The following is an 11,771-nucleotide window of genomic DNA, read 5'->3' on the forward strand; positions in this document are numbered from 1 at the left end:
CGAGCGTCGTCCCGCGTTCCGACGCTCGCCCCCTTCGCCGATGCCCCCCGCTCGCCCGTCCACCGCGCTTCCCCGCAGGCCACCGGGCTCTTCGCCGGACACCGGAGGCCCTTTCTCGCGCTCCCCGCCATTTCTTCCGCCCACCAATAAGGAGATAAATCGGTCATTGGTGGTAATCGAGTGAGGGCTTTTCCTGCGAGCGCGAATGAATCGGTAGAACTACTAGTTACCAATCCATTACCTTCAGTCACATGAATGACCGCGTCCTGGTCGAAGCTCTCCGTTCCCGCGACCCCGGTGCCCTCACCGCGCTCTACGACTCGCATGCCGAGGGCATCTACCGATACTGCTGGTCCGTCCTCAAAAGCCCCGACAGCGCCCAGGTCGCCCTGCGCGACACGCTGATCGCGGCGGAGGCGCACGTCGGCGCGCTGGCCGACCCGGACCGATTGCGAGGATGGCTCTACGCGCTGGCCAGGCAGGAGTGCCTGCGGCGCCGGTCGGCAGCCGTGGCCGACGACGCCACGGAGACACTCGTCGCGGTGCCCGCCGTGGCCGCAGCCGACGCGGACCTGCGGATCATGGCGTGGAACGCCGTGCGCGCCCTCACCGACGCCGAGAGCGAGCTCCTGGAGCTGACCGCCAGGCACGAACTGTCCACCTTCGACGTCGCGGCGGTTCTCGGGGTCACGCCGCGCCAGGTCGAGACGGCGCACGAGAGCGCCCGCGACCGGCTCGGCGACGCGATCACCGCGGAGGTCCTGGCGAGAAAGGGCCCCTACGACTGCGCCCAGCGAGCGGCGATCCTCTCCGGGTTCGCGGGCGAGCTCACGGCGGAGATGCGCGAGGAGGTCGTGACCCACCTGCCCAGGTGCGAGACCTGCGCCTCGCACAGGGCGGGGCAGGTCTCGACGGCGAAGGTGTTCGAGCTGCTGCCGACCGTGGTGCTGCCGGAGACACTCAGGGTCAGGGTGATGAGCTGCTTCGTCGACCCCGAGCTGCTGCCGTACAGGAGGTATGTGGCGCGCAGGTCGGCGGCGCTCGACGCGGAGGGGTTTCCCCAGTCAGGCGACGGCAGGGGGCGGCGCTGGTCGCAGGCGCTGGCGGGCGCGCTGGCGGCGGTGGCCACCGTCGCGGCCATCGGGATGATCTTCAGCTATTTCGGCCACGACGGTGACGGACTCACGGGCATCGCCTCGGGGGCGTTTCCCGCGACCGGAGAGCCGCCGGGCATCAGGCTGCCGTGGCTGCCCGACCCGCACGAGACACCCATCACGGTGGAGCCCATCCTCGACAGCTCGGCGACGTACCCGATCGGGGCCTACCGTTCGACCGCGCCGGTGACCGTGACGACGCCCGACGTGGTGCCGACGCGCAGAGACCTGCCCGTCCCCGTCCCCACGCACACGGGGCCAGGGCCTGCGCCCACAGGGCCGGGCGAGCCGTCCCAGACGCTGTCGCCTGGCGTGACGCAGAGCCCCAAGCCGCCGCGTGACCACCACGGCAGCCCCACGAAGTCGCCGTGCCCGACGAAGAAGCCGACCCCGAGGCCGACCTCGACGGGCACGCCCACCGCCACGCCGACGACCCACCCCGAGCCGACGCCGTCCCCCACGCCCACCGCCACGCCGACCGATCCGCCCAAGCCCGAGCCCACCCCCACGGCCACAACCACCGAGCCCGCGCCGACGAAGGACCCCCAGCAGGGCTCCGACGGCGGGTCCACCGCGCCGGGCGGCGGCTCGCGAGGCGACTCGGCGCAGGGCGGCTCCGGAGGCGGGTCAGGCGACGGAACGGGAGGCGGAGGCGCGGGCACGCCCCCGGATGTGGGTGCGCAGGAGCCGCCGGTCCTGGCGGAGTCGAGCACCCAGGAGAACGCGTAGGTCGGGTGGAGCGCTTCACCGTCAAGGGGCACAGGGTCTGCCCGCTCCCTCTCAGGGGAGAGCTGGCCGACCTGGTGCCCCGCATTCATGAGGTCGACTGGCCGACCTGGCTCGACCCGGGCCCTCGCATGCTGCGCGACGTCCTCGACCAGTGCCGCCTGCTGACCGCCCGCGCCCTGGCCACGCTCTCGTGGCTGGCCGCCGGCGACCTCCCCTCCGACCTCGAGTGGCTCTGGACCCAGCGCAGGCTGACGGGCCCCCGCCAGGAGCGCATGTACGGCGCGGCGGCGACCGTGCCCGACCCCGTCCTGGCGCTGGTCGTCGCCGACTGGACCTGGGCGCTCGGCACGCCCTACGGCGGCAGGGTCACCGCCCCCTATCTCGCGGGCAGCGCCTACCCGCGCGACGGTCATCAGGCGGCCCACGCCACCATGACGCTCTACCAGACCTACGACCGCTATCCGGAGTCGCGTCCCGCGATCGCCGCCGCCTGGGCCGCCGCCCGCGTCACCGCCGACTGGTGCAAGGCCGCCGAACTTCACGCTGCGTATGGGAGCGAGACCCCGGTCTTCACCTATCCCCGCGGGACGATTCCTGCCGCCGTGTCCGTCCGGCCCTGGATAGAACGCCTGTTTCGCCTGCGATGATTACGGTACGTGAGGTTCAGGTGTGCGGAGTGTGACGAACGGGAAGTGTGTGCATAGAGTGACAACTCATGCCCGGAGGGGAGTCTATGCACACCGTCAAGAAGCGGCTGCTTGTCGCCTGCTGCCTGCTTGTGGCGACCTGCCCGCCGGCGGCCGCCGAACCCGCCCCTTCCGCGGGCGAGGTCGCCGAGGCGCGCGCCGCCGTACGGCACAGGGCCGAGGCCCTGGGGACGGCGAGCGTACGGCTGGCCAACGCCCACACCCGCCTGGAGGCGCTGGTCGCGGAGGCCGGACGGAAGGTGGAGGCCTACAACGGCCAGCTCGTACGGCTGGAGCAGGCCAAGGCCCGCCACGCCGCCGCCACGGTGCGGCTGAAGGCCGCCGAGGCCAAGGTGGCGGAGACCAGCGCCGCCGTCTCCATGCTGGCGGCACAGTCCTACGGCGGCATGGACCTGAGCAACCCCATGGTCGGCATGCTCAGCGACGAAGGCGGCGTCCCCGGGTACCTGCACAGGGCGGGCATGCTCGCCTCCATGGGCGATGAGCAGGGCGAGACGCTCAAGCTGGTGCGCGACACCCAGCAGGTCGCCGCTGTCCTTCGCGCGCAGACCCAGGAGGCCTACGCCGAGCAGCAGGACGCCTTCAGGCAGGCCGAGGAGGCCAAGGCGGCGGCGAGGGCGGCGGTCGACAGGCAGGCCAGGGAGGCCAAGCTGATCGAGGCCGAGAAGAGGCGGCTGCAGAGCAGGGTCGACGCCGCGCGCAGTGCGGCCGAACGGCTGGCCAGGCAGCGCGAAGAGGCCCTGGAACGTGCCAGGCTCGAACGCGAGGCGCGCCTGGCCACCCGGCTGGCGCACAAGGGAGGCGCCGCCGCCGGAGGCTGGGCCGCAGGCGGCTCCAGCGCCACCATGGGCGACGTCGCGGCCGACTGGGCGCTGTCGCAGCTCGGCAAGCCGTACGTGTGGGCGGCCGCGGGGCCGTCCAGCTACGACTGCTCGGGGCTGACCATGCGGGCGTGGGAACAGGTCGGTGTCCGGCTCGACCACTGGACCGGCACCCAGTGGACCTCGGGCCCGCACATCCCGCTCGACCAGCTGCGCAGGGGAGACCTGCTGTTCTTCGGCAAGCTCACCAGCAACCCCGGCGACATCCACCACGTGGGCATGTACATCGGCAGGGGACTGATGGTGCACGCCCCGCAGACGGGCGACGTCGTCCGCGTCGCCTCGATGTGGCGCAGAGACCTGGTCGGCGCGACCAGGCCCCGTTGACCCCGAGAGCCGCGCACCCCCGCAGGGGAGCGCGGCTCTCGGAAGCGGCGTCAGTGGGCGCCGTAGCCCTCGTCCTTGGCGCGCTGGAAGGAGCGCACGATCTCGGCCTCGGCCTCGACCCTGCCCACCCAGTTGGCGCCCTCGACCGACTTGCCGGGCTCCAGGTCCTTGTAGACCTCGAAGAAGTGCTGGATCTCCAGCCTGTCGAACTCGGGCACGTGGTGGATGTCGCGGATGTGCTCCATCCGCGGGTCGGTGGCCGGGACGCACAGGACCTTGTCGTCGCCGCCCTTCTCATCCGTCATGCGGAACATGCCGACGGCGCGGCAGGTGATGTAGCAGCCGGGGAAGGTCGGCTCCTGCAGCAGCACCAGCGCGTCGAGGGGGTCGCCGTCCTCACCGAGGGTGTTCTCGATGAACCCGTAGTCGGCGGGGTACTGCGTGGAGGTGAACAGGAGCCGGTCAAGCCTGATCTTGCCGGTCTCGTGGTCCACTTCGTACTTGTTCCGTTGCCCCTTCGGAATTTCAACGACAACGTCGAACTCCACCGCGGTTCCTCCGCTCGAGCCCCCGGGCACCCCCGGATGGGCGTTAGTGTCTCGTAGGCGAACTGAGAGAGAGGGTCGGCGACGTGGTAAGGCGCGAGCGGTGGGTGACGTTGACCACACTCGCCGTGCTCCAGGCCGTCACGATCGTGACCGGCGCGTACGCCGTCACGAACGACTTCAGCCTGGGCGCGCTGACGAGGCCAGAGTCACAACCGACCGTGCCGGCGGAGCCTTCTCCCGTTCCGGTGATCACCGCGGGGCCAGTGCTGGCCACGGGTGGGAACGGACCTCTCCCGACTAAGGGTACTTTGACCTCGCAGCTCACCGACGCCCTGGGGGACGAAGCGCTCGGCGGCAGGGTGGGCGCCGTGGTCCTCGACGCCGCCACGGGCCAGCAGATCTTCGCCGCCAACCCCGCGACGGGCATCACCCCCGCCTCCACCACGAAGGTGGTCACCTGCGTCGCGGCCCTGGCCTCCCTCGGCCCCGACACGCGCCTGAAGACCTCGGTGGTCCAGGGCGCGAACAGGAGCTCGATCATCCTGGTCGGCGGCGGCGACCCCACTCTCGCGGGCCCCTACGCCAAGGCGGGCGCCTACCCGAAACAGGCCTCGCTGGCGCAGCTGGCCTCCCGTACGGCCGCCGCGCTCAAGTCGTCGGGCGTCACCAAGGTCACGCTCTCCTATGACGCCTCTCTCTTCACCGGCCCCACCAGCGCCCCCGGCTGGAAGTCCAACTACATCCCCGACGGCGAGGTGGCTCCCGTCCACGCCCTGACGATCGACGTGGGCCGCCAGCACCCCTCCTCCAGAGCGCCGCGCGTCACCAACCCCTCCGCCTTCGCCGCCGCCGCCTTCGCCGGGCTCCTCGACAGGTACGGCATCAGCGTCGGCAAGAAGGTGCGGCCCGCCAGGGCGCCGCAGGGGGCGGCCGCGCTGGCGACGGTCGAGTCGGCACCCGTCTACGCGCTGGTCGAGCGCACGCTGACGATGAGCGACAACGACCTCGCCGAGGCGCTGGCGCGGCACGTGGCGATCAAGGAGGGCGAGCCCGCCTCCTTCGAGGGCGCCTCCCGCGCCATGATCGCCGCGCTGAAGAGGATCGGCGGGGCCAAGGGCGTCATGCTCTCCGACGCCTCCGGCCTCTCCATCAGGAACCGCATCAGCGCGGACGCCATGGCCCGCGTGCTGGCCATCGCCAGCAAGGATCCTGCGCTGAGGCCGATCCTTTCCGGCATGCCCATCGCGGGGTTCACCGGCACGCTGGGTCACAGGTTCACCCGTGACGACAGCAAGGGCGAGGTCGGCCTCGTGCGCGGAAAGACGGGCACGCTCAACAACGTCAACACCCTCGCCGGGTTCGCCACCACGCTCGAGGGACGGCTGGTCACCTTCGCCTTCATGGCCGACAAGGTGCCGGCCAACGCCGAGCCCGTCCTCGACCGCCTCGCCGCCATCGTCGCCCGCTCCTGACGACCGCCTGCCCCGCCTCCTGGCCCGCCGGGAACCCCCGCCTCCGGTTCTTCGCAGGCCACCCGTCCTCCCGCGCTCCCCGGCCCTGTCCCGAACGCCCGTGGCCAGTTCTTCGCAGGCGGGGAGGGAAGCACGTACGGTGGACGTTATGCAGGTGATCGACTGGGATCTGGCCGTCTCGACCGGCACGCGCCTGGTGCGCCCCGGACCACAGGTGAGTCGTGAGGAGGCCCGCCACGCCGTCACCGAACTGCGCACCCTCTCCCGAGAGGCGGAGGGCCACGTCCGCGAGTTCACCAGAATAGATGCGGCCACTCCGCCGCAGCCCGCGACAATCGTCGACAGACCAGGCTGGATCAGGGCGAACGTCGAGGGTTTCCGCGTCGTGCTCGAACCGCTCACCCAGCGGATGGCCAGCCGCGACAACCCTCCGCCCGCGATCGTCAGCGCCGTGGGCTCGCGCATCACCGGCGTGGAGGTGGGCGCCGTGCTCGCCTTCCTCGCCTCGCGCGTGCTCGGCCAGTACGAGCTGTTCCTCCCGCCCGACCCCACGGGACGTGAGCCGATCGGCCGCCTCACCCTCGTGGCTCCCAACATCGTCAACGCCGAGCGCGAGATGGGGGTGCACCCTCGCGACTTCCGCCTGTGGGTGTGCCTGCACGAGGAGACGCACCGGGTGCAGTTCACCGGGGTCCCGTGGCTGCGCGAGTACGTCAGGTCGCAGATGACCGAGTTCCTGCTCGCCTCCGACCTCGACCTGCCCACCCTGCTCGAACGGCTGCGCAACGCCGCCGACACCGTGGCGGACGTCGTGCGCGGCACCGGCGAGGGCAACCTCATCGACGCGATCCAGACGCCCGAGCAGAAGGAGATCCTCGACAGGGTCACCGCGGTGATGACGCTGCTGGAGGGGCACGGCGACTTCGTGATGGACGCCGTCGGGCCCACCGTGGTGCCGTCCGTGGCCGACATCAGGTCGAAGTTCAGCCAGCGCCGCGAGGGCGGCTCGCGCCTCGACCGCACGGTGCGCAAGCTTCTCGGCCTCGAGATGAAGATGAAGCAGTACGCCGAAGGGTCCGCCTTCGTCCGCGAGGTGGTCGGGAAGGTGGGGATGGACGGGTTCAACCGCGTCTGGACCTCACCCGAGACCCTGCCCGCCTCCGACGAGATCGCCGCGCCCGACCGCTGGATCGCCCGCGTGGTCCCGCAGGACCAGCCGGCCATCCCCCCGCAGGCCACCGACCCGGAGGCTTGACCGCTCCCCGGCGGAGGCCGCCGCGCGACTCGGCGCGCGCCTCTTCACCCCGGCGCGCGCCTTGTGACTGGGCGTGCGCCCCTTGACTCGGCGTGCGCCCCTTGACTCGGCGTGCGCCGGGGCGAGTCGGCGGGCGCCTTGTGACTGGGTGCGCGCTGGGGCGAGTCGGCGCGCGCCGGGCGAGGTGCCGCCGCCTTCTCCGCGGGCGGGACAATGGCGGGTATGGGTCCACACCCCGCCGTCGCCGACGTACGGCGTGCCGTACGCGAGGCGCTGGCCGACCTGAGCCCTGGCGACCTCGTGCTGGCCGCGTGCAGCGGCGGGGCCGACTCCCTCGCGCTGGCCGCCGCACTGGCCTTCGTCGCGCCCAGGGCGAACCTCAGGGCGGGCCTTCTGACCGTCGACCACCAGCTTCAGGACGGTTCCGCCGGGCGGGCCGCCGACGTGCTCGGGCACGCCGCCGCGCTGGGTCTGGCCCCCGCGCAGACGCTGAAGGTCCGCGTCGGCACGGTGGGCGGTCCCGAGGCCGCCGCGCGCGACGCCCGCTACGAGGCGCTCGCCACGGCCGCCGACCGCCTCGGCGCCCGCACGGTCCTGCTCGGCCACACGCGCGACGACCAGGCGGAGACCGTCCTGCTCGGCCTGGCCAGGGGCAGCGGCCCGAGGTCGCTGTCGGGGATGGCCTCGAGGGCGGGGCGCTACCGCAGGCCCTTCCTCCACCTGGGCAGGGACACCACCGAGAGCGCCTGCCGCGCGCTCGGGCTGCTCTTCTGGGACGACCCGCACAACGCCGATCCCCGCTACACCAGGGTGAAGGTGCGAACCAGGGTCATGCCGATGCTGGAGGCCGAACTCGGCCCAGGCGTCGCCCAGGCGCTCGCGAGGACCGCGGATCTGGCGCGGGAGGACTCCGACGCCCTCGACGAGTGGGCCGCGAGAGCCTTCGCCGATTGCGCTCTAAGCGATATCGAGGGGGGCGTGGCGCTGGCCGTACCGGGGCTCGAGGGCCTCCCCGACGCCGTCAGGCGGCGGGTGTTGCGGCGGGCGGCGATCGCGGCGGGGGCACCCGCCGGCGCGCTGTCGGCGGGCCACGTGCTGGCAGCGGATCGGCTGATCACGGCATGGCGGGGGCAGGGAAGGGCCGACCTACCCGGGGGAGTTGGCGTGGTTCGGCGGTATGGCACCCTTGTGTTCGCCCCCGCGCAAGAGAACCAAGCGTAAGGACACCCAGGTGGACGCAGCCGACATGGGCAAGGACCTCGAGAAGGTCCTCATCTCCGAAGACGAGCTCCAGGCGAAGATCAAGGAGCTGGCCGCTCAGATCGACGCAGACTACTCAGGCAAGGACCTGCTGCTCGTCGGCGTGCTCAAGGGCGCGGTGATGGTGGTGGCCGACCTGGCCAGGGCCCTTCACCTGGCCGTCGAGACCGACTGGATGGCGGTCTCCTCCTACGGCGCGGGCACCAAGTCCTCGGGCGTCGTGCGGATTCTGAAGGACCTCGACACCGACATCACCAACCGCCACGTGCTGATCGTCGAGGACATCATCGACTCGGGCCTCACGCTGAGCTGGCTGCTCGACAACCTGAAGTCGCGCAACCCCGCCTCGCTTGAGATCTGCGCCGCGCTGCGCAAACCCGACGCCATCAAGGTGCCGATCGAGGTGAAGTACGTCGGTTTCGACATCCCCAACGAGTTCGTGATCGGCTACGGGCTCGACTACGCGGAGCGTTACCGCAACCTTCCCTTCATCGGCACCCTGGCCCCCCACGTCTACGGCGGCTCATAGACCTGGAATGGCCGGGAACATCGAGTGACCTGACGTACGTTGGTAGGGCAAAGGCCGGAGGAGCGGGCAGTGACCCTGCGCCTCCCCCGGTGTACCTTCTGACACGCAGGGGGTGACCCAGTGTCGCCCTCGGGTAGTCAGAAGGAGCGGTGACGGATGCCGCAGCCCCGGGTCATACCGGGGTTCCAGGCCTTGGTCAGGAAGGGACGGGCCCGCAGGGGTTCCGCATCGGATGGATCTCAAGCGATTTACACGTGGGCCACTGCTGTGGATCCTGGGCATCGTCGTGCTGCTCCTGCTTGTCACCACAATGTGGAGCGGCGAGGGCAACTTCAAGACCGCCGACACGTCCATGGTGCTCAAGCAGATCCGCGACGGCAACGTATCCAACGCCAAGCTCGTGGACAAGGACCAGCAGCGCATCGAGCTCACGCTCAACAGCCCGGTCAGGATTGGCGAGACCTCCACCGACCGCATCCAGTCGAACTGGGTGACCGGTCAGGGTGTGCAGCTCGTCGACGAGCTGCAGAAGCAGGACGCCGCAGGAAAGCTCAAGGGTGGCTTCACCGTCGAGGTGCCGCAGGAGAACTTCCTGCTCGGCCTGCTCGTCAGCTTCCTGCCGATCGTCATCATCGTGCTGATCTTCCTGTTCATCATGAACCAGATGCAGGGCGGCGGCAGCCGGGTGATGCAGTTCGGCAAGTCCAAGGCCAAGCTGATCAGCAAGGACACCCCCAAGACCACCTTCGCCGACGTCGCGGGCGCGGACGAGGCCATCGAGGAGCTCCAGGAGATCAAGGAGTTCCTGCAGGCCCCGGCCAAGTTCCAGGCGATCGGCGCCAAGATCCCCAAGGGCGTGCTGCTCTACGGCCCGCCCGGCACCGGCAAGACCCTGCTCGCCCGCGCGGTCGCGGGTGAGGCGGGCGTGCCGTTCTACTCCATCTCGGGCTCCGACTTCGTCGAGATGTTCGTGGGTGTCGGCGCCAGCCGCGTGCGCGACCTGTTCGAGCAGGCCAAGGCGAACGCCCCGGCGATCATCTTCATCGACGAGATCGACGCCGTCGGCCGCCACCGTGGCGCCGGCCTCGGCGGCGGTCACGACGAGCGCGAGCAGACGCTGAACCAGCTGCTCGTCGAGATGGACGGCTTCGACGTCAAGGGCGGCGTGATCCTCATCGCCGCGACGAACAGGCCCGACATCCTCGACCCCGCGCTGCTGCGTCCCGGCCGGTTCGACCGTCAGGTCACCGTCGACAGGCCCGACCTCGAGGGCCGTAAGGGCATCCTCAAGGTCCACGGCCGCGGCAAGCCGTTCTCGCCGGACGTCGAGCTCGACGTCATCGCGCGCCGTACGCCGGGCTTCACCGGCGCCGACCTGGCCAACGTGATCAACGAGGCCGCGCTGCTCACCGCACGCGCCGACCAGAAGCTGATCACGATGGAGATCCTCGAGGAGTCGATCGACCGCGTCATGGCGGGCCCGGAGCGCAAGACCCGGGTCATGTCCGACAAGGAGAAGAAGATGATCGCCTACCACGAGGGCGGTCACGCGCTCGTGGCGCACGCGTTGCCGAACAGCGACCCCGTGCACAAGATCACGATCCTCTCCCGTGGGCGCGCGCTCGGCTACACCATGACCCTGCCGATGGAGGACAAGTTCCTCGCCACGCGGTCGGAGATGATGGACCAGCTCGCGATGCTGCTCGGCGGCCGCGCGGCGGAGGAGCTCGTCTTCCACGAGCCCACCACCGGCGCCTCCAACGACATCGAGAAGGCCACCGCCGTCGCCCGCCGCATGGTCACCGAGTACGGCATGAGCGAGCAGCTCGGCGCCCGCAAGTTCGGCACCGGCAACGCCGAGGTCTTCCTCGGCCGCGAGATGGGCCACGAGCGCGACTACTCCGAGAAGATCGCCTCCACGATCGACGAGGAAGTCCGCCGGATGATCGAGACGGCGCACGACCAGGCGTGGGACATCCTGGTCGAGTACCGCGACGTCCTCGACAACCTGGTGCTCGAGCTCATGGAGAAGGAGACCCTCTCCCGCCAGCAGGTGGTGGAGATCTTCTCCTCGGTGGTCGTCAGGGAGCACCGCCCCTCCTACGCGGGCTACGGCAAGCGGCTCCCCTCGGACCGCCCGCCGGTTCTCACCCCGAAGGAGCAGTCCGGCAACGGCGCTCTGATCCCGGGGCACGCCGACAACGCACTTCCCTCCGGCGAGGGTGCGTGAAACCGCGCGACGTCGACCACGCTCGGATCGAGAAGGCCGTCAGGGAGATCCTCTACGCGATCGGCGAGGATCCTGACCGTGACGGCCTGATCGACACTCCTGGCCGGGTGGCCAGGGCGTACGCCGAGCAGTTCTCGGGGCTCAACCAGAGCCCCGAGGACGTGCTGAACAAGGTGTTCGACGTCGACCACGACGAGATGATCCTCGTGCGGGACATCGAGGTCTACTCGACGTGCGAGCACCACCTGGTCCCCTTCTTCGGGATGGCGCACGTCGGCTACATCCCGAACGACAAGGGCCAGGTCACGGGCCTGTCCAAGCTGGCGCGCCTGGTGGACGTCTTCGCCAGGCGCCCGCAGGTGCAGGAGCGGATGACCTCGCAGATCGCCGACGCGCTGATGCGCATCCTGGAGCCGCGCGGGGCCATCGTGGTCCTGGAGTGCGAGCACCTGTGCATGACCATGCGCGGGGTGCGCAAGCCGGGTGCGAAGACGCTCACCTCCGCGGTCCGCGGTGACTTCCGCAGCAGCGACAAGACCAGGGCCGAGGCGATGGCCCTCATCATCGGCCGCTGATCGGTCCGTTCCTCTGTACGGCACACAGGCCCCACGCCACCCACGGCGTGGGGCCTGTGTTCGTCGGGGGGCCGCTGTGCCGTACAGGATCGTTATCCACTACC

10 protein-coding genes are annotated in these 11,771 nt (G+C 70.5%); 9 read left to right on the forward strand and 1 reads right to left on the reverse strand.

The genetic code is table 11. From position 1 onward, the window contains the following. Positions 1 to 251 precede the first annotated feature (251 nt). From ABFX50_RS19445 to ABFX50_RS19455, 3 genes are all read left to right on the forward strand, one after another. Entirely contained in the window at positions 252 to 1,883 is a 1,632-nt protein-coding gene (locus tag ABFX50_RS19445; protein ID WP_346148228.1) for a sigma-70 family RNA polymerase sigma factor, read from the forward strand. A gap of 5 nt (positions 1,884 to 1,888) precedes the next feature. Then, the gene (locus ABFX50_RS19450) at positions 1,889 to 2,530 is read left to right on the forward strand and encodes a hypothetical protein (protein WP_346127875.1); all 642 of its coding nucleotides are present in this window, start codon (positions 1,889 to 1,891) and stop codon (positions 2,528 to 2,530) included. Positions 2,531 to 2,616: 86 nt separating this feature from the next. Then, positions 2,617 to 3,798 carry a C40 family peptidase gene (locus ABFX50_RS19455; protein ID WP_346148231.1) on the forward strand — a complete coding sequence of 394 codons (1,182 nt, stop codon included), beginning with the start codon at positions 2,617 to 2,619 and terminating at the stop codon, positions 3,796 to 3,798. A gap of 50 nt (positions 3,799 to 3,848) precedes the next feature. On the opposite strand, the gene ABFX50_RS19460 is transcribed toward ABFX50_RS19455, so the two are convergent. Next, positions 3,849 to 4,346 (reverse strand): inorganic diphosphatase, encoded by a 498-nt coding sequence (locus ABFX50_RS19460; RefSeq protein WP_183660335.1) that lies wholly within the window; start codon positions 4,344 to 4,346, stop codon positions 3,849 to 3,851. Between the two features lie 104 nt (positions 4,347 to 4,450). Here ABFX50_RS19460 and dacB point away from each other — a divergent pair, with 104 nt between their 5' ends. The 6 genes from dacB (at position 4,451) to folE (ending at position 11,667) form a co-directional block, all read left to right on the forward strand. Beyond that, positions 4,451 to 5,818: a D-alanyl-D-alanine carboxypeptidase/D-alanyl-D-alanine endopeptidase gene (dacB, locus tag ABFX50_RS19465; RefSeq protein WP_346148233.1), complete on the forward strand. Its 1,368-nt coding sequence runs from the start codon at positions 4,451 to 4,453 to the stop codon at positions 5,816 to 5,818. A gap of 148 nt (positions 5,819 to 5,966) precedes the next feature. Beyond that, on the forward strand, positions 5,967 to 7,073 hold the full coding sequence (locus ABFX50_RS19470; protein ID WP_346148235.1) for a zinc-dependent metalloprotease: 1,107 nt from the start codon (positions 5,967 to 5,969) through the stop codon (positions 7,071 to 7,073). A 222-nt stretch (positions 7,074 to 7,295) separates the two neighbouring features. Further along, positions 7,296 to 8,294: a tRNA lysidine(34) synthetase TilS gene (gene tilS, locus ABFX50_RS19475; RefSeq protein WP_346148237.1), complete on the forward strand. Its 999-nt coding sequence runs from the start codon at positions 7,296 to 7,298 to the stop codon at positions 8,292 to 8,294. A 10-nt stretch (positions 8,295 to 8,304) separates the two neighbouring features. Further along, positions 8,305 to 8,862 carry a hypoxanthine phosphoribosyltransferase gene (gene hpt, locus ABFX50_RS19480; RefSeq protein ID WP_312895753.1) on the forward strand — a complete coding sequence of 186 codons (558 nt, stop codon included), beginning with the start codon at positions 8,305 to 8,307 and terminating at the stop codon, positions 8,860 to 8,862. Positions 8,863 to 9,094: 232 nt separating this feature from the next. Further along, entirely contained in the window at positions 9,095 to 11,092 is a 1,998-nt protein-coding gene (ftsH, locus tag ABFX50_RS19485; protein WP_183653695.1) for an ATP-dependent zinc metalloprotease FtsH, read from the forward strand. Beyond that, positions 11,089 to 11,667, forward strand: a complete 579-nt coding sequence (gene folE / locus ABFX50_RS19490) for a GTP cyclohydrolase I FolE (RefSeq protein ID WP_183653697.1) — start codon at positions 11,089 to 11,091, stop codon at positions 11,665 to 11,667. Before ftsH ends, folE begins: the two co-directional genes overlap by 4 nt. The last annotated feature ends 104 nt before the right edge of the window (positions 11,668 to 11,771 follow it).

The organism is Nonomuraea recticatena (assembly GCF_039533245.1).
GTDB classification, from domain to species: domain Bacteria; phylum Actinomycetota; class Actinomycetes; order Streptosporangiales; family Streptosporangiaceae; genus Nonomuraea; species Nonomuraea roseola.

What these genes read in the sequence shown, in the direction of transcription:
- ABFX50_RS19445 (WP_346148228.1), top strand. Translation starts at nt 252, where the DNA reads ATGAATGACCGCGTCCTGGTCGAAGCTCTCCGTTCCCGCGACCCCGGT.
- ABFX50_RS19455 (WP_346148231.1), top strand. Translation starts at nt 2,617, where the DNA reads ATGCACACCGTCAAGAAGCGGCTGCTTGTCGCCTGCTGCCTGCTTGTG.
- ABFX50_RS19470 (WP_346148235.1), top strand. Translation starts at nt 5,967, where the DNA reads ATGCAGGTGATCGACTGGGATCTGGCCGTCTCGACCGGCACGCGCCTG.
- tilS (WP_346148237.1), top strand. Translation starts at nt 7,296, where the DNA reads ATGGGTCCACACCCCGCCGTCGCCGACGTACGGCGTGCCGTACGCGAG.
- ftsH (WP_183653695.1), top strand. Translation starts at nt 9,095, where the DNA reads ATGGATCTCAAGCGATTTACACGTGGGCCACTGCTGTGGATCCTGGGC.